This is a genomic window from Streptomyces sp. BRA346 (assembly GCF_052851135.1).
The window spans coordinates 19156-35046 of record NZ_JAIWIH010000017.1 but is presented as its reverse complement, the minus strand read 5'-3'; the positions used below and the strand labels follow the sequence as shown (position 1 = coordinate 35046).

Here is a 15891-nt window from a genome sequence, read left to right as displayed (position 1 = left end):
CCCCGGTGCCGTGCCGCCTACACTGGCACCGTGGCGACCACCGACTGGAAGACCGATCTGCGGGAGCGCGGCTACCGACTCACCCCGCAACGCCAGCTCGTGCTCGAAGCCGTCGACACCCTGGAGCACGCCACTCCGGACGCCATCCTCACCGAGGTGCGCCGTACCGCGAGCGGTGTGAACATCTCCACCGTCTACCGCACGCTGGAGCTGCTGGAGGAGCTGGGCCTCGTCAGCCATGCCCATCTCGGGCACGGCGCCCCCACGTACCACCTGGCCGACCGGCACCACCACATCCACCTGGTGTGCCGGGACTGCACGGAGGTCATCGAGGCCGACGTCTCGGTCGCGGAGTCCTTCACCCGGCAGCTGCGGGCGTCCTTCGGCTTCGACACCGACATGAAGCATTTCGCCATCTTCGGCCGCTGCGCCTCGTGTTCCGCAGCGCACCGCGCGCAGGACCCGGGCAAGAGCCGCACGTCCACGTCGTAGGGTGAACCGCATGAAGAGCCCTTTGCTGTCGCTGCCCGGCGCCGTCCCCGGCGAGGGCCCCGACGAAGGCGTCGCCGCCCACTACGGCGACCTGTTCCGCGAGCAGCGCGCGCTCGCCGACGGCACCGGCTTCGTGGACCTCTCGCACCGCGGAGTCGTCACGGTCAGCGGTGCCGACCGGCTGAGCTGGCTGCATCTGCTGCTCACCCAGCACGTCAGCGAGCTTCCCGCCGGTGAGGCCACCGAGGCGCTGATCCTCTCCGCGCACGGCCACATCGAGCACGCGCTCTACCTCGTCGACGACGGCGAGACCACCTGGGCCCATGTGGAGCCCGGCAGCCAGGACGAGCTGATCGCGTACCTGGAGAGCATGAAGTTCTTCTACCGGGTCGAGATCGCGGACCGCACCGAGGAGTACGCGGTCGTCCACCTCCCGGCGGGCAGCATCGCCGAGACCCCCGAAGGCACCGTCGCCCGCGAGACCGCGCACGGCCGCGACCTGTTCCTGCCGCGCGCCGACCTGGAGTCCTTCGCGGCGAAGAACGGCCCGCCGATCGGCGTCCTGGCGTACGAGGCGCTGCGCGTCGAGGCGCACCGGCCGCGGATCGGCCTGGAGACCGACCACCGGACCATCCCGCACGAGCTGGGCTGGATCGGCACCGCCGTCCATCTCCAGAAGGGCTGCTACCGCGGTCAGGAGACCGTCGCCCGGGTGCACAACCTGGGCAAGCCGCCGCGCCGCCTGGTCTTTCTGCACCTCGACGGCAGCGAGGTGAAGCTGCCGGGCCACGGCGCGCCCATACGGCTCGCGGCGGACGGCGAGGAGGGCCGTCAGCTGGGCTTCGTGACCTCCTCGGCCCGCCACCACGAGCTGGGGCCGATCGCGCTCGCGCTGGTGAAGCGGAACGTCCCGGTGGACGCGGCGCTGATCGCGGACTCCACGGCGGCCTCGCAGGAGACGGTCGTCGAGCCGTAGCTTTCAGACCTCCACGATCAGACCTCCACGATCAGACCTCGACGATCACCGTGAACGGGCCGTCGTTCGTGAGCGAGACCTTCATGGCCGCTCCGAACCGGCCCGTCTCCACCTTTGCGCCCAGCTCCCGCAGCCGCGCCACCACCTCGTCCACCAGCGGTTCGGCGACATCGCCGGGCGCCGCCGCGTTCCAGGTGGGCCGACGGCCCTTGCGGGCGTCCCCGTACAGCGTGAACTGGCTGATGACCAGCAGCGGAGCGTCCAGGTCCGAGCAGGACTTCTCGCCCGGCAGGATGCGCACCGACCACAGCTTGCGGGCCAGCTGCGCCGCCTTCTCCGGGGTGTCGTCGTGCGTCACCCCGACCAGGACGCACAGCCCGTGCCCGATGATCTCCCCGGTCGTCTCGCCGTCCACGACGACGCTCGCCCCGTCCACTCTCTGTACCACAGCACGCATACGGACCATCATGCCCTGCGCCCATCGGGGCCGATCGGGTGGACGGCCGCTGCACAGGGGCCATTCGGAGTGGCACGATGCGTGCAGGCGGTGCAGGTGGGCAGGAACTGCGGGAATGGCGCATCGCTGGAGGGGACGGACAAGGATGATCACACCGGGCACCGAGCGGCCCATGGCCACCGAGAGCCCGCTGCCGGCGCGGCCGCCGAGCCAGCGCGGCGGTCGGCTGGCCGACGCGGAGGCCGTGCCGTCGGCGGCCGTGCCGTCGGCGGCCGTGCCGTCGGCGGCCGTGCCGTCGGCGGCATCGGCGGGGGCGGCGGGGACAGGGACCCTGGGCGGGCTGCGACTGGCGGAGCTGCGCGCGCTGCGCCGCTCCGCGCAGCGCGAGGAGGCGGACCTGAGCTATGTGCGCAGACTGCTGCACGGCCGGATCGACATCCTCCGCGCCGAGCTGACCCGCCGCCGCCGGCCGGGGGCGCCGGTGGCGGCGGACGGGCCGTCGGCGGAGCCCGCGGAGCTGGTCGAGCTGCTGCCCGAGATCCTGGCGGACGTCCCGTCCCGGCACCGCACCTCCGCCCGCCATGTGACGCTCGGCACCCCGCACAGCGCGGAGTACGAGCGGCTGGCCGAAGAGATGCTGGCCGAGATCGGCCTGTCGGACCTCCCGGCGCGCACGGACGAGGAGCTGCACGGCGCGATGGGCCGCCTGGAGGGGTACGAGCAGCAGGTGTCCCGGCGGCGTCAGGGGCTCCAGCGCACCGCCGACCAGTGCAGTGCGGAGATCGCGCGCCGGTACCGCGAGGGCGAGGCCCAGGTCGACGACCTGCTCTCGTAGGTGGCCCGCCGGGTCCGCGCCGGGACCGCGCCGGGCATCCACAGGCTGGGGATGAAAAATCGCGTGCGGCCGGTGGCGGCGGCCGCCTAGCGTGGCCGCATGGCCGCCCACATCCGCACCTCCCTCGACGCGTCCGACCTCCCCAACTGGCTCCGCGCGATGCACATCGGCTTCCTGAGGTCGCCGGACGTCTCCAAGGAGGAGCTGGAGGTGCGGAGCGCGGGCATCGACCTGGACCGCACCCAGGGGGCGTTCGAGGGGGACCGCTGTGTCGCCACCTTCCGCAGCCACGACCAGCGGCTGACGGCGGTCGGCGGGGCCGACGTACCGGCCGACGCGATCACCAACGTCACCGTGTCGCCCACCCACCGCCGCCGGGGCCTGCTCAGCCGGATGATGGACCACGACCTGCGGGCCGCCAAGGAGCGCGGTGACGCGGTGGCCTCGCTGCTCGCCGCCGAGTACCCGATCTACGGGCGGTACGGCTTCGGCCCGGCCACCTGGGTCACCGAGTGGTCGGTGGACGTCGCCCGCGCCGGTCTCGACCCGCGCTACGCCGGGCCCGGCTGCGGCGGCCGGGTCGACTACGCCGACGCCGACGAGGTACGGGAGCTGGGCCCCGCCCTGCACGAGCGGCTGCGCGCCCGGCAACACGGCGTCATCGACCGCACCGAGCGCTGGTGGAAGCTCAACACCGGTCAGCTCCGGTTCCCGGGCGACGGCTGGACCAACGAGCCGTTCCACGTCCTCTACCGCTCCCCCGACGGCACGGTCGACGGCCTGCTCACCTTCACCACCGACGACCGCTGGGAGGGCAACAAGCGGCCCCAGGACACCGCCACGGTCCGCAGCCTGATCGGCGTCACCCCGGCGGCCGAGCGCGCGCTGTGGCACTTCCTGTGCTCCATCGACTGGGTCCAGCACGTCGTCACCGGCAGCCGCGCCCCGGACGATCTGCTCCCGCTGTTCCTCGGCGACCCGCGGGCGGCCCGGCCCACCACGTACGCCGACTACCTGTGGCTGCGCCCGCTGGACGTCCCCGCGCTGCTGGAGGCCCGTACGTACCCGGTGTCCGGCTCACTCGTCCTCGACCTGCGCGACCGGGCCGGACTGGCGGGCGGCCGCTACCTGCTGGACGCCACCCCGGACGGCGCCACCTGCGCCCCCACCACGCGCGCGGCCGACCTGACCATGGACATCGGCGAGTTGGGCACCGTGTGGCTGGGCGACGAGTCGCCGGTCCGCCTCACCGCCCTGGGCCGGGCCGAGGAGGAGCGCCCCGGCGCCGCTGCCCTGGCCGACACGCTGCTGCGCACCCCGCGGCGGCCGTGGTGCCCGGACATGTTCTGAGGCGTCACGGGTCTCCCCGGCCCAGCATCAAGTCCGCCAGGTCCCGCACCGACCGCCGGTAGCGCGGCCAGTCCCCGTCCGCCGTCAGCTGCCGCACCAGCTCTCCGTAGAAGGCGGCCAACAGCATGTGGGCCAGGAAGTCGGCGTCCAGGCCGGGCCGGATCTGCCGCATCAGATCACGCACATGGGCGTGCCACCCCTGGTAGGTGGGGTCGCCGAACTTGTCCTCGCCGCAGGCGCGTTCATGTGCGGCGATCAGGGACAGATGACGGTGGGAGAGGTCGGCGAGGGCGTCGAGGAAGGCCATCAGCCGTTCGTACGGCGGCAGGCCGGTGCCCAGCGGAGGTCCGGGCCGGTCGATCTCGTGCAGCAGCTGGGCCGCGCGCTCGGCCAGCAGCGCCTGGAACAGCCCCGTACGGCTGCCGAAGCGGCGGAAGACGGTCCCCTTGCCGACCCCGGCGGCGGTCGCGACCCGGTCCAGTGAGACGTGTTCGGCGCCGCAGTTCGTCAGCAGCTCCTCGGTGGCGCGCAGGATCGCCCGCCGGTTGCGCGCGGCGTCGGCACGCTCTGCTCTGACCTCCGTCACGGCACCTCCCTGCGGGGTTGTAAGCGGACCAGGAGTCCTCATAGTATCCGCAAGCAGAAGCGGACCGTCAGTCCGCTTGTCTGCCTTTGGGGAGCCAGTCATGAGTGCCGTACGCGCGCTGCTCGTCGATCCGGAAGCACCCAGGTCACTGCGGTTCGGGGAGATCCCCGAACCCGAGCCCGGCCCCGGCGAGGCCCTGGTCGAGGTGCACCACGCCTCGATGAACTACGGAGAGCTGCGCTGGGCCCTGCACCGGCCGATCGGCGCCGTGCTCGGCTACGACGTGGCGGGAGTCGTACTGCGCGCGGCGGCCGACGGCTCCGGCCCCGCCCCCGGAGCGCGCGTCGTCGCCTTCTCCAACGGCACCTGGGCCGAACGCGTCGCCGTCGCCACCGACGCCCTCGCGGAGGTGCCCGACGCCCTGCCACTGGCCGACGCCGCCGCACTCCCGGTGGTCGGCCTCACCGCCCTGCGGACGCTGCGCGCGGCGGGCAGCGTGCTGGGGAAGCGGGTACTGATCACGGGCGCGTCCGGCGGGGTGGGCCGGGCGGCGGTCCAACTGGCGCGGCGCGGCGGTGCGTACGTCATCGCCTCGGTGGGCGGGGCCGCCCGCGGCGAGGGGCTGAGGGAGCTGGGCGCGGACGAGGTGGTGGTCGGCCTGGACACGGTCGACCGGCCCGTGGACGTCGTCCTGGAGAACGTGGGCGGGCCGCACCTCGTGGCCTCCTGGAACCTCCTCGCCCCCGGCGGCACGATCCAGCAGATCGGCTGGGCAGCCCATGACCAGCCCGCCGTCTTCCCGCCCAACAGCATCTTCTCGCCGGGCCCCGCGAAGTCGCTGCACTCCTTCTCGGACATGTCGCGCCCCGGCCCGGACCTGGCGGTCCTCGTCTCCCTCGCCGCCCGCGGCGAGCTGTCGGCCGAGGTCGCCTGGCGCGGGTCCTGGGAACGGGTGGAGGAGGCCGTGGACGCCCTGCTCGGCCGCCGGATCCCGGGCAAGGCCGTCCTCGACATCACCCCGGAAGGCCGGTGAGGAGCATGCGGATCGGGCTGCTGCTCAACGACTTCGGCACCCACCTGGACGCGGTCGTGGACGAGGCCCGCGAGGCCGTACGCACGGGCCTGACCACCGGCTGGCTGGCCGAACAGGGCGGCTGGGACGCGCTGACCACGGCCGCGACCCTCGGCCCGCGGGTGCCCGGCCTGGCCTGGGGCACCTCCGTGGTCCCCACGTACCCCCGCCACCCGCTGACCCTGGCCGCGCAGGCGCTGACCGTCCAGGCAGCGACCGGCAACCGGCTGACGCTGGGGGTCGGAGTGAGCCACCGCCACGTCGTCGAGGACCAGTTCGGCTACTCCTTCGACCGGCCCGCCCGTCATCTGCGCTCCTACCTGTCCGCTCTCGTGCCGCTCCTGCACGGCGAGAGCGTCCGTCACGAAGGCGAGGCCCTGAGGGCGGTCGGCTCGGTGACGGCCCCGGGAGCCGAACCGCCGTCGGTGCTGGTCGGCGCGCTGGGACCGTCGATGCTGCGGGTCGCGGGCGAACTGGCCGACGGCACCATCTCGGTCTGGGCGGGCCCGACCGCACTCGCCCGCCACATCGTGCCCACCCTCACCCGGGCCGCCGAGGGCGCCGGACGGCCCGCGCCGCGCGTCGTCGCCTTCCTGCTCGTCGGGGTGACCGCGGAGCCCGAGGCCCGGCGGACGGAGCTGCGCCGGCGGTTCACCCGGGTCCAGGAGATTCCCAGTTACCGGGCGGTGCTCGACCGCGAGGGCGCGGCGGGCCCGGCGGACACCGCCGTGCTCGGCGACGAGACGACCGTGGAACGCGCGCTGCGGGCGCTGGCCGAGGCCGGGGCCACGGAGCTGATCGCCTCGCCGGTCGGCACCCCCGAGGAGCAGAGTCGTACGAAAGAGCTGCTGGCCGCGCTCAGCAGCAGGACTTGAGCAGTCGGCGCGCGCCCGCGCCCTGCTCGCCCAGCTTGTCGTACGGGTTGGCCAGCGCGCACTTGTCGATCGACAGACAGCCGCAGCCGATGCAGTCGGTCAGGTGGTCGCGGAGGTTCTCCAGCTGCTCGATGCGGTCGGTGAGGTCCGAGCGCCAGCACTCCGAGATCCGGGCCCAGTCCTCCTTGGTCAGGACGTGGTCCTCGGGGAAGAGCGACAGCACCTCCCGGATCCGCGACAGCGGGATGCCGACCCGCTGCGAGGAGCGCACGAAGGCCACCCGGCGGAGGGTGTCGCGGGTGTAGCGGCGCTGGTTGCCGGAGGTGCGGCGGCTGTGGATGAGGCCCTCGCGCTCGTAGAACCGCAGCGCGGAGGCGGGGACCCCGCTGCGCTGGGACAGCTCGCCGACCGTCAGCTCGTGGGTCTTCCAGGTGAGGTGCGTCATGCCGCCGAGGGTAGCTTGACTTCAACCTTTGTTTAAGTCCGAGCCTCTTCTCATGGCTACCGCAACCGCAGTTCCCACCCGCACCCCCGTCCGCCCGATCCGACTCGCCGTCATCGTCGGCAGCACCCGCGAGGGCCGCTTCGGGCCCAAGGTCGCCGACTGGTTCACCGGCCGCGCCGCGCTGCGCGACGACCTGAGCGTGGACGTCGTCGACCTGGCCGACACCCCGCTCCCGCCGTCCCTCACCCACCAGCCCGGCCCCGAGGACACCAAGGCACTGGAGGCCGTGACCCCGCGCCTGGACGCGGCGGACGCGTTCGCCGTCGTCACCCCCGAGTACAACCACAGCTATCCCGCCCCGCTGAAGAACGCGATCGACTGGCACTACAGCCAGTGGCAGGCCAAGCCGGTCGGCTTCGTCAGCTACGGCGGCATCTCGGGCGGCCTGCGCGCGGTCGAGCATCTGCGGCCCGTCTTCGCCGAGGTGCACGCGGTCACCGTGCGCGACACGGTCAGCTTCCACGGCGCCTGGGAGGCCTTCGGCCCGGACGGCCAACTGACCGACCCCCAGGGCCCGGACACCGCCGCCACGGCCATGCTCGACCAGCTCGTCTGGTGGGCCGACGCCCTCCGCACGGCACGCGCGGCCCACCCGTACGGAACCTGAGCCCCCGAGCCCTCACGCCGTACGGCGGCGGAAGAGCACCCCGGACACGGCGACCGCGAGGGCCAGGATCCCGCCGCACCAGGACAGCGCCTGCCAGGCGCTGTCCCCCACCGGCCGGTCCAGCAGCAACGCCCGCAGCGCCTCGATCACCGGCGTGACGGGCTGGTGGACGGCGAAGCCGTGCAGCCAGCCCGGCATGGTGCCGATCGGCACCGACGGCATCGAGGCCCTGGTCCGCGCCCGACGCGTATCGTCGGCGCTGGCCAGATCCTCACACATCCTGGCCATCCGGCCACTCGTCGCCCGCCCGCCGCGTTGCGACGCTGGCCGGTATGAACGTGCTGTGGATATTCGCCCACCCCGAACCGCGCTCACTGAGCGGCTCCCTGCGCGACGAGGGCCTGCGCGCCCTGCGGGAGCTGGGCCATGAGTGCCGGGTGTCCGACCTCTACGCCATGCGCTGGAATCCGGTCGTGGACGGTGCCGACTTCCGGCACGACGCCGAGGAGCGCCTGATCGTCGGCGCCTCCTCGCACGACGCCTACGACGCCGGGACGCTGAGCGAGGACATCCGCGCCGAGCAGGAGAAGATCGTCTGGGCCGACGCGCTGATCGTGCAGTTCCCGCTGTGGTGGTACGGGATGCCCGCCATCCTCAAGGGCTGGTTCGACCGCGTCTTCGTCAAGGGCTTCGCCTTCGGCGTCACCGGTCCCGACGGCCGCACCCTGCGCTACGGGGACGGCAAGCTGGCCGGAAAGCGCGCCATGGTCCTGCTCACCGCCGGCACCCCGCGGGCCGCGGCCGGTCCGCGCGGCGTCAACGGCGACATCGAGCATCTGCTGTTCCCGCTCCAGCACGGGACGCTCTGGTACAGCGGCATGTCCGTCCTGCCGCCGCACGTCGTCTACGGCGCGGACCGGCTCTCCGCCGAGCAGTACGAGGGCTACACCGACGCGCTGCGGGAGCGGCTCGCCACGCTGCCGACCGCCGACCCGATCCCCTTCCGCCGCCAGAACGGCGGGGACTACGACGAGAACCTGGTGCTGCGGCCCGAGGTCATGCCGGGGCACTCCGGCCTTGCGGTGCACTACGCAACTCCAGCCGCCCACCCGGCCCGGTGACCACGGGGCGGCGGCACATGCCGGGACCGGTTCCGCGCGCGTGCGCTAATGTCCCGACATCGACAAGGAACGAACACAAGTTCCATAAGGGGTTGGGTATATGGGCATCGTCTTATGCACCGGGCCGGACAACGGGCGCGGCAGAGCGGCGGCGGCGGTGCTCGCCGCGGTGCTGCTGTGCGCCGGGGTGGCGGGGTGCGGCTCGACGGGGGCGGGCGGCGGCAAGCGCGCGCACCGGGCGGCGAAGGAGCCGCGCATGGCACCGGCGGCGGCCGTGCGGGCGGCGGCGAAGAAGACGGAGAAGCTGACCTCGCTCCGCTACCGGATGACCGGCCAGACCCTCGACGAGGGGCGGGTCGAGGGCGAGGGTGCGATGGCCTTCGACCCGCCCGTGGCCCGGATGAAGATGCGCACGCGCGGCGAGGACGAGACGGGGACGGTGGAGTACCGGATCACCGGCGGCGTGATGTACCTCGGCGGCGGCGCGGTGGCCGCCGGGATCGGCGGCGGCGACAGCGACCTCCCCGAACTCGACGGCAAGCGCTGGCTCGCACTGGACGCCTCGGAGATGGAGAAGCGCGGGTCCGGTTCCCAGGGTGCGGGCTCGCTCACGGGCCGGGCGAAGACCAATCCGGCCGACGAGTCCGCCTTCCTCTCCGACGCCGACGATCTGCGGCGGGTCGGCGCCGAGACCATCGACGGCGTCCGGACCACCCACTACCGCGGCACGGTCACCCTCGACCAGATGCGTGCGAGCCTCGAGGACGAGAAGTCCACGACCCGCGAGCGCCGCGACAAGACCCTCACGGCGTACGAGGAGGCGGGCATCGACCGCCTGAGCATGGACATGTGGATCGACCCGGACAGCCACACGAAGCGGTTCCGCATGCGCGGCGACGCCGACAAGGGCCGGCTCGATGTGACGATGACCTTCCTGGACATCAACAAGCCGATCACCGTGCAGGCCCCGCCCGCGAGCGAGACCCTGAACCTGTCCGACCTGGCCCGGAGCACCCGGAGCTGACCCCGGCGGGTGCCGCGCGACGGCCCGGCACGCCGTGGCACGCGCCACTATTGCAAGCAGCTTGCTTGCAATAGTTAGCACTCCTGGTGCAGCATCGAAGGCATGGCATCACTGAACGTCGGCAACCTCGGCGACTTCCTGCGGGAGCAGCGGCGCAGTGCCCAGCTCTCGCTGCGGCAGCTGGCCGACGCCGCCGGGGTGTCCAACCCATACCTCAGCCAGATCGAGCGCGGACTGCGCAAGCCGAGCGCGGAGATCCTCCAGCAGCTCGCGAAGGCGCTGCGGATATCCGCCGAGACCCTGTACGTACAGGCAGGGATCCTCGATGAGCGCGATCGGGAGGAAACCGAGGTGCGCAGCGTGATACTCGCCGATCCCACGATCAACGAGCGGCAGAAGCAGGTGCTGCTCCAGATCTACGAGTCCTTCCGCAAGGAGAACGGACACGGGACCGCCTCGGACGACACCCCCGCCGACGCCGACGTCGCCACACCCTCGAACTGATCCGGGAGGACCAGGAACCATGGCCATCACCGACGACGTACGCAAGACCCTCACCGACCCGACCCCGCTCTACTTCGTGGCGGGCACGGCCGACCTCGCCGCCCAGAAGCTCAAGGAGGTGCCGACGCTGGTCGAGAAGATCGTCGCGGAGGCCCCGGAGCGCTTCAACCAGGTGCGCAACACCGACCCGAAGGCCGTGCAGGACCGGGTCACCCAGCAGGCGAAGGACGCCCAGGGCAAGCTCAACGAGGTGCTGGGCTCCCTGGACACCGACCTCAAGCGGCTCCGTGACTCGGCGCAGGACCTCGCCCTCCAGGGCGTCGGCCGCGCCGCCGAGCTGGCCGTCAAGGCGCGGGAGCGGTACGACGAGGTCGCCGAGCACGGCCAGGAGGTCGTGAAGACCTGGCGCGGCGAGGCGGCCGACGAGGTCGTCGACATCGCCTCCGCGATCGAGCCCCACGAGGAGAAGAGCGCGCCCAAGGCGCCGTCGCAGCCGGTCGCGGTGGACTCCACCAAGTCCGACTCCGCCAAGCCCGCCGCCGCCAAGGAGGCCCCGAAGACCTCGGCGAAGCCTGCCACCCCGGCCAAGAAGGCCCCGGCCCGCAAGCCCGCCACGGCCAAGAAGCCGGACTCCAAGCCGTCCCACTGACGCCTCTCCCTGACGCCTCTCCGACAAGGGCCTTTGTCGGGTGCGCACAACAGGGCCGGGTACGCAGCTGGCGTGCCCGGCCCCGTCAGCGGGTACGGTGGCCCGTAATGCTCATCCCTCTTTTCCTCTGAGCGTCTCTTCTGGGCGGTGGACAGCGTGCTGGTGCAAGGTTTCGGCGAGTTGCTGTACTGGGTCTCCTGGGGCCTTCTCCTCTTCAGCCTGTTCGCCTTCGTCGATTCGGTCATCCGCCGCGAGGACGCCTACCGGGCCGCGAACAAGCAGACCAAGCCCTTCTGGATGATCATCCTGGGGCTCGCGGCCGCGGTGAACTTCTTCATGGGCATCATGAGCTTCCTGCCGATCATCGGGCTGATCGCGACGATCGTGTACATCGTCGACGTGCGCCCGGCGCTGCGGCAGATCTCCGGCGGCGGCCGCGGCTGGCCGCGGGGGCGCGGCTCCAGCTCCGACGGTCCGTACGGGCCCTTCAACGGCGGCCGGTAGCCCGCTCAGCAGGCACGACGCGGCAGCTCAGCCGCGGTCAGGGCGGGGCGGCGGCTCAGCCGCGGTCCAGCAGGAGCACCGCCAGGTCGTCGGTCAGCTCACCGCCGTTCAGCGCCCGCACCTCGGTGACCGTGGCGTCCAGCAGCTCCTCGCCGCGCAGCCCGGTCGCCATCTGGCGGGCGACGATCTCGACCATCCCCTCCTGGCCGAGCCGCTGCACCCCGGCCCCGACGCGGCCCTCTATCAGCCCGTCGGTGTACATCATCAGGCTCCAGGCGCCACCCAGCTCGACCTGCCGGCGCGGCCAGCGGGCGTTCGGCAGCAGGCCGAGCGCGGGGCCGTTCTCGTCCGTGGGCAGCAGCCGGGGCGCCATTCCGGGCCGTACGGCCAGCGGTGAGGGGTGTCCGGCGAGGCAGACCCCGGCCCGTCGGCCGTCCGGGGCGATGTCGACGGTGCACAGGGTCGCGAAGATCTCGTCGTCCGGGCGCTCGTTCTCCAGCACCTGCTGGAGGGTGCCGAGCAGCTGGTCGCCGCAGAGCCCGGCGAAGGTCAGGGCGCGCCAGGCGATCCGCAGCTCCACGCCGAGGGCGGCCTCGTCGGGGCCGTGGCCGCAGACGTCGCCGATCATGGCGTGCACCGTGCCGTCCGGGGTGCGGACGGTGTCGTAGAAGTCGCCGCCGAGCAGGGCCCGGCTGCGGCCGGGCCGGTAGCGGGCGGCGAAGTGCAGCCCGGAGCCCTGGAGCAGCGGGGTGGGCAGCAGTCCGCGCTCCAGCCGGGCGTTCTCCTGGGCACGCAGCCGGGACTCGGTGAGCTGGCGCTGGGCGAGGTCGGAGCGTTTTCGCTCCACCGCGTACCGGATCGCGCGGCTGAGGATGCGGCCGTCCAGCTCGTCGCGGAAGAGGAAGTCCTGCGCCCCGACCCGGACCGCCTCGGCGGCGCGCTCGGCGTCGTCCTCGGCGGTGAGGACCAGGACGGCCTGCGTGGGGGCGAGCTTCAGTACGGAGCGCAGCGTGTCGAGCGCGTCCTCCGCCTCGTGCTCGGGGCCGGGCAGGGCCAGGTCGAGCAGGATGCACTGCACACCGTCGGTGAGCAGCCGGGAGGCCTCGGTGAGGTTACGGGCCGTACGGATACGGACCCGGTTGCCTTCGGTGTCCAGCATCTCGGGGACGTTGAAGGCGCCGGCCGGATCGTCCTCGATCACCAGCAGGGTGAGCCCGCTGTCGGGCAGCGCGGCCGGCCGGGCCTCGGCGGCCAGGGCCTCCCGCTGCCTCGGCACGGGTACGGACATCGCTCGATTCCTTCCCTCCCCCCGAGGGCGCGGCGCCCGCCGCCGACCGGCGGACCGCACGACCGGCTCGCACACCGACTGGTCGGTTTCAGGGCATGCAAGCCGAATACTGCCAGGCGACTTTAGCGCCCGGTCCGGGCCCCTTGGAATGACCTCCCGGACGCCACTTTTGTCATATGCCCCGCTCACCGGGCGACTTGGGGGAATCCGTGCAGGGATCGGAATGACGAAGGTCACGCCAACTCGTCGCCATTTTGTGGAACCGAACACGGATGGCGCCGTTCGCACCCCAACCACACCGGGGCGAGACAGACATACCAGCGGAATTACGCCCGCGGCGCGACATCAGCCCGCATCAGGAGGCGTCCGGGCGCACCACGCCCAGGATCGGCATCGAGCCCGCCCCCGCGAGGGTGATCCGGCGGCCCGGCCGCGGGGCGTGGACGATCGCGCCGTCGCCCACGTACATCCCCACATGACTGGCGTCCTTGAAGTAGATGACCAGGTCACCGGGCCGCATGCGCGCGGTGCCCACCTTCGGCAGCAGCCGCCACTGCTCCTGCGAGGTCCGCGGGATGCTCCGGCCGGCCGAGGCCCAGGCCCGCTGGGTCAGCCCCGAGCAGTCGTAGCCGTCCGGGCCCACGGCGCCCCACACGTAGGACTTGCCGATCTGGGCCGTCGCAAAGTCGATCGCGCGCCGCCCCAGGCCGCTCGACTGCCCGCCAACCTCCCGCAGTATGCCAGTCTTGAGCCATTTCGCCTGAGATGCCCGGTCCTGCTGCTCCTGGAGCTGCCGCAGCCGGTCCCGCTCCTTGGCCTCCAGCCTCGACTCCAGCCGCCGGGCCCGGGCGAGCTTTTCGGTAATCTCCGCCCTTGCCGCCGCCTTCTTCGCCCGGCTCCGGTCGAGCCGCTCCCACTCCCGGGAGGCGGACTCCGCGTAACGGTCGAGCGCCGCCTTGGTGTGCTCCAGCCGGTTCATCAGCCCGTGGGCCGCCTTCTCGCCCTTGCGGGCGAGGGTGAAGCCGTCGAGGAAGCCGCCGGGGTCGTCGCCCAGCAGCAGCCGCGCCTCGGGCGGCATCCCGCCGCCGCGGTACTGGGCCCGGGCCAGCGCCCCGGCGCGCTCCCGCAGCCCGCTCATCTCCTTCTGCGCCTTCACCACGGCCCGCGCGATCTTCAGGATCGCCTTCTCCTGGCGCGTTTGTTTCTCCCGCGCGAGGTTGTACGCGTCGGTGGCTGATTCCGCTTGCCGGTAGAAGCGGTCCACGTCCGAGCGGACCTTCTCCAGCCGTCCGCCGCCGGACCCGGCACCACCGGCGCGGCCCGACGCCGGTTCCGGTTCGCCGGGCGCCGCGTACGCCGGACCGGCGGGTAAGACCGAAGTTCCCAGCGCACAAACGAGCGCGGCCGCCGTGGCGGCGCCCGCACCCCTCCCTCTCCCGTCCCGTCCCACCCGCCGGCCTCCTCTCATCCGAGTAGGGACGGATGGTGACATGCCGTACCGCAATCCGACAGAGCCACGCGCCGGTCGGTCGCGCACTCGACGCGATCCGGGGTCACCAGAGGACCGAAGTGGACGGAAGGAGACGGACGCGGAGGGATGCGGACGGGAGGCCGGGCCGTGACCTCGCCGTTACCCGGCCACCACACTGACGGCCGAGGTTCACCGCTCGTTAACTCTTCCCCTTCGGCCGCTTCACCTGATCTGCCTAATTTCAGCCCTACTGAGGTGCAGACCCGGGCCCCGTGCCCGGACTCGCGTCCAGCGCACATCTGTCCCTGCGCACCACAACGTCGCGCGCCGTCCCCACCGGCGGCTTCTGGAAGGAATCCCCGAAAGTGAAGCTTCAGCGCAACAACCGGCTTCGCGCCATCGCTGCCGGTGCCCTCGCCCTGTCCGGCGCCTTCGTCCTCACTGCCTGCGGTTCGGACAACAACACCGGCGGTGGTGGCGCCGCGTCCACCGGAAACATCAAGTGCGATGGCAAGGGGCAGCTGCTGGCCTCCGGCTCGTCCGCGCAGAAGAACGCCATGGACCTGTGGACGAAGAACTACGGCGCCAAGTGCAAGGACGTCAAGCTCAACTACAAGGCCACCGGCTCCGGTGCGGGCATCCAGGAGTGGCTCCAGGGCAAGACCGCCTTCGCGGGCTCCGACTCGGCGCTCAAGCCCGAAGAGGTCGCGTCCTCGAAGAAGATGTGCAAGGGCGGCCAGGGCATCAACCTGCCGATGGTCGGCGGCCCGATCGCGATCGGCTTCAACATCCCCGGCGTGGACAAGCTGACGCTCGACGCCGAGACCCTCGGCAAGATCTTCAACTCGGACATCAAGTCGTGGGACGACCCCGCGATCAAGAAGCTCAACCCGAGCGCGAAGCTCCCGAAGCTCAAGATCCAGGCGTTCCACCGCTCGGACGAGTCGGGCACCACCGACAACTTCACCAAGTACCTCAAGGCCGCCGCCCCCAAGGCGTGGCCGCACGAGCCGGGTAAGGCGTGGGAGGGCAAGGGCGGCCAGTCGGCCGACGGTTCCTCCGGTGTCTCCTCCCAGGTCAAGCAGGTCTCCGGTTCGATCTCGTACTTCGAGCTGTCGTACGCGACCGCCAACAGCATCAAGACCGTCGACCTGGACACCGGCGCCTCGCAGCCCGTCAAGGCCAACGTCGAGAACGCCTCCAAGGCCATCGCCGAGGCCAAGCACGTGGGCACCGGCAAGGACCAGGCCCTCGAGCTGGCGTACGACACCAAGGCAGCCGGCGCCTACCCGATCACGCTGGTCACCTACGAGATCGCCTGCGACAAGGGCAACAAGCCCGGCACCCTCAAGGCCGCCAAGTCCTTCCTCAACTACGCCGCGAGCAAGGACGGTCAGTCCGCGCTGAAGGAGCTGGGCTACGCCCCGCTGCCCGACGCGATCGCCTCCAAGGTCCGGGAAAGCATTTCCAGCCTCTCCTGACCTGAAGTGTGCGGCCTGTTCCGCTCCGGCCACCGCCGGAGCAGAGCAGGCCGCACCGTCCGGTGCACCGCCGCACCAGGAGCCTCACCCCCAT

General features: G+C 72.1%; 18 protein-coding genes and 1 pseudogene. 13 read left to right on the top strand and 6 right to left on the bottom strand.

Annotation, left to right across the window (positions count from 1 at the left end; translation table 11 throughout):
- Positions 1–30 precede the first annotated feature (30 nt).
- Together LCH29_RS20860 and ygfZ are read left to right on the top strand one after the other, a co-directional pair.
- Complete coding sequence (locus LCH29_RS20860) at positions 31–492, top strand: Fur family transcriptional regulator (RefSeq protein WP_446463259.1); 462 nt, start codon at positions 31–33, stop codon at positions 490–492.
- A gap of 10 nt (positions 493–502) precedes the next feature.
- Positions 503–1468 (top strand): CAF17-like 4Fe-4S cluster assembly/insertion protein YgfZ, encoded by a 966-nt coding sequence (ygfZ, locus tag LCH29_RS20855; protein WP_446463258.1) that lies wholly within the window; start codon positions 503–505, stop codon positions 1466–1468.
- 31 nt (positions 1469–1499) lie between these two features.
- On the opposite strand, the gene dtd is transcribed toward ygfZ, so the two are convergent.
- The gene (dtd, locus tag LCH29_RS20850; protein WP_446463257.1) at positions 1500–1925 is read right to left on the bottom strand and encodes a D-aminoacyl-tRNA deacylase; all 426 of its coding nucleotides are present in this window, start codon (positions 1923–1925) and stop codon (positions 1500–1502) included.
- Positions 1926–2070: 145 nt separating this feature from the next.
- Here dtd and LCH29_RS20845 point away from each other — a divergent pair, with 145 nt between their 5' ends.
- Positions 2071–2760 (top strand): RsiG family protein, encoded by a 690-nt coding sequence (locus LCH29_RS20845; protein WP_446463256.1) that lies wholly within the window; start codon positions 2071–2073, stop codon positions 2758–2760.
- A 99-nt stretch (positions 2761–2859) separates the two neighbouring features.
- A complete protein-coding gene (locus tag LCH29_RS20840) occupies positions 2860–4110 on the top strand; it encodes a GNAT family N-acetyltransferase (RefSeq protein WP_446463255.1) in 1251 nt (416 codons plus the stop codon).
- A 4-nt stretch (positions 4111–4114) separates the two neighbouring features.
- On the opposite strand, the gene LCH29_RS20835 is transcribed toward LCH29_RS20840, so the two are convergent.
- Positions 4115–4696 carry a TetR/AcrR family transcriptional regulator gene (locus LCH29_RS20835; protein WP_446463254.1) on the bottom strand — a complete coding sequence of 194 codons (582 nt, stop codon included), beginning with the start codon at positions 4694–4696 and terminating at the stop codon, positions 4115–4117.
- Positions 4697–4796: 100 nt separating this feature from the next.
- Between LCH29_RS20835 and LCH29_RS20830 the strand changes: the two genes are divergently transcribed.
- Positions 4797–5729 carry a zinc-binding dehydrogenase gene (locus LCH29_RS20830; protein WP_446463253.1) on the top strand — a complete coding sequence of 311 codons (933 nt, stop codon included), beginning with the start codon at positions 4797–4799 and terminating at the stop codon, positions 5727–5729.
- A 5-nt stretch (positions 5730–5734) separates the two neighbouring features.
- On the top strand, positions 5735–6643 hold the full coding sequence (locus tag LCH29_RS20825) for a TIGR03564 family F420-dependent LLM class oxidoreductase (RefSeq protein ID WP_446463252.1): 909 nt from the start codon (positions 5735–5737) through the stop codon (positions 6641–6643).
- Here LCH29_RS20825 and soxR read toward each other — a convergent pair.
- A complete protein-coding gene (gene soxR / locus LCH29_RS20820) occupies positions 6627–7088 on the bottom strand; it encodes a redox-sensitive transcriptional activator SoxR (protein WP_123107675.1) in 462 nt (153 codons plus the stop codon). The genes LCH29_RS20825 and soxR overlap by 17 nt on opposite strands.
- Positions 7089–7140: 52 nt before the next feature.
- Between soxR and LCH29_RS20815 the strand changes: the two genes are divergently transcribed.
- Positions 7141–7755 carry an NADPH-dependent FMN reductase gene (locus LCH29_RS20815; RefSeq protein WP_446463251.1) on the top strand — a complete coding sequence of 205 codons (615 nt, stop codon included), beginning with the start codon at positions 7141–7143 and terminating at the stop codon, positions 7753–7755.
- Positions 7756–7767: 12 nt separating this feature from the next.
- Here the strand turns inward: LCH29_RS20815 and LCH29_RS20810 are convergent.
- Positions 7768–7968: pseudogene (locus LCH29_RS20810) on the bottom strand (ABC transporter permease); the annotation flags it as partial.
- A 119-nt stretch (positions 7969–8087) separates the two neighbouring features.
- On the opposite strand from LCH29_RS20810, the gene LCH29_RS20805 reads away from it, so the two are divergent.
- The 5 genes from LCH29_RS20805 (at position 8088) to LCH29_RS20785 (ending at position 11557) form a co-directional block, all read left to right on the top strand.
- A complete protein-coding gene (locus LCH29_RS20805; protein ID WP_446463250.1) occupies positions 8088–8876 on the top strand; it encodes an NAD(P)H-dependent oxidoreductase in 789 nt (262 codons plus the stop codon).
- A 100-nt stretch (positions 8877–8976) separates the two neighbouring features.
- A complete protein-coding gene (locus tag LCH29_RS20800) occupies positions 8977–9900 on the top strand; it encodes an LppX_LprAFG lipoprotein (RefSeq protein WP_446463249.1) in 924 nt (307 codons plus the stop codon).
- A gap of 102 nt (positions 9901–10002) precedes the next feature.
- A complete protein-coding gene (locus LCH29_RS20795; RefSeq protein WP_123107679.1) occupies positions 10003–10404 on the top strand; it encodes a helix-turn-helix domain-containing protein in 402 nt (133 codons plus the stop codon).
- Positions 10405–10423: 19 nt separating this feature from the next.
- Positions 10424–11053 (top strand): hypothetical protein, encoded by a 630-nt coding sequence (locus tag LCH29_RS20790; protein ID WP_446463248.1) that lies wholly within the window; start codon positions 10424–10426, stop codon positions 11051–11053.
- Positions 11054–11209: 156 nt separating this feature from the next.
- Positions 11210–11557: a DUF2516 family protein gene (locus LCH29_RS20785; RefSeq protein WP_123107694.1), complete on the top strand. Its 348-nt coding sequence runs from the start codon at positions 11210–11212 to the stop codon at positions 11555–11557.
- 55 nt (positions 11558–11612) lie between these two features.
- Here LCH29_RS20785 and LCH29_RS20780 read toward each other — a convergent pair whose 3' ends face one another.
- Both LCH29_RS20780 and LCH29_RS20775 read right to left on the bottom strand, forming a co-directional pair.
- On the bottom strand, positions 11613–12845 hold the full coding sequence (locus LCH29_RS20780; protein ID WP_446463247.1) for a PP2C family protein-serine/threonine phosphatase: 1233 nt from the start codon (positions 12843–12845) through the stop codon (positions 11613–11615).
- Between the two features lie 355 nt (positions 12846–13200).
- The gene (locus LCH29_RS20775; protein ID WP_446463246.1) at positions 13201–14295 is read right to left on the bottom strand and encodes an NlpC/P60 family protein; all 1095 of its coding nucleotides are present in this window, start codon (positions 14293–14295) and stop codon (positions 13201–13203) included.
- A 386-nt stretch (positions 14296–14681) separates the two neighbouring features.
- Between LCH29_RS20775 and pstS the strand changes: the two genes are divergently transcribed.
- Positions 14682–15797 (top strand): phosphate ABC transporter substrate-binding protein PstS, encoded by a 1116-nt coding sequence (pstS, locus tag LCH29_RS20770; protein WP_446463322.1) that lies wholly within the window; start codon positions 14682–14684, stop codon positions 15795–15797.
- The last annotated feature ends 94 nt before the right edge of the window (positions 15798–15891 follow it).

Coding starts and splice junctions, on each gene's coding strand:
- LCH29_RS20840 (WP_446463255.1), top strand. CDS start 2,860: ATGGCCGCCCACATCCGCACCTCCCTCGACGCGTCCGACCTCCCCAAC.
- LCH29_RS20780 (WP_446463247.1), bottom strand. CDS start 12,845: ATGTCCGTACCCGTGCCGAGGCAGCGGGAGGCCCTGGCCGCCGAGGCC.
- LCH29_RS20845 (WP_446463256.1), top strand. CDS start 2,071: ATGATCACACCGGGCACCGAGCGGCCCATGGCCACCGAGAGCCCGCTG.
- LCH29_RS20805 (WP_446463250.1), top strand. CDS start 8,088: ATGAACGTGCTGTGGATATTCGCCCACCCCGAACCGCGCTCACTGAGC.
- dtd (WP_446463257.1), bottom strand. CDS start 1,925: ATGCGTGCTGTGGTACAGAGAGTGGACGGGGCGAGCGTCGTCGTGGAC.
- LCH29_RS20815 (WP_446463251.1), top strand. CDS start 7,141: ATGGCTACCGCAACCGCAGTTCCCACCCGCACCCCCGTCCGCCCGATC.
- ygfZ (WP_446463258.1), top strand. CDS start 503: ATGAAGAGCCCTTTGCTGTCGCTGCCCGGCGCCGTCCCCGGCGAGGGC.
- LCH29_RS20800 (WP_446463249.1), top strand. CDS start 8,977: ATGGGCATCGTCTTATGCACCGGGCCGGACAACGGGCGCGGCAGAGCG.
- LCH29_RS20830 (WP_446463253.1), top strand. CDS start 4,797: ATGAGTGCCGTACGCGCGCTGCTCGTCGATCCGGAAGCACCCAGGTCA.
- LCH29_RS20790 (WP_446463248.1), top strand. CDS start 10,424: ATGGCCATCACCGACGACGTACGCAAGACCCTCACCGACCCGACCCCG.
- LCH29_RS20795 (WP_123107679.1), top strand. CDS start 10,003: ATGGCATCACTGAACGTCGGCAACCTCGGCGACTTCCTGCGGGAGCAG.
- LCH29_RS20825 (WP_446463252.1), top strand. CDS start 5,735: ATGCGGATCGGGCTGCTGCTCAACGACTTCGGCACCCACCTGGACGCG.
- soxR (WP_123107675.1), bottom strand. CDS start 7,088: ATGACGCACCTCACCTGGAAGACCCACGAGCTGACGGTCGGCGAGCTG.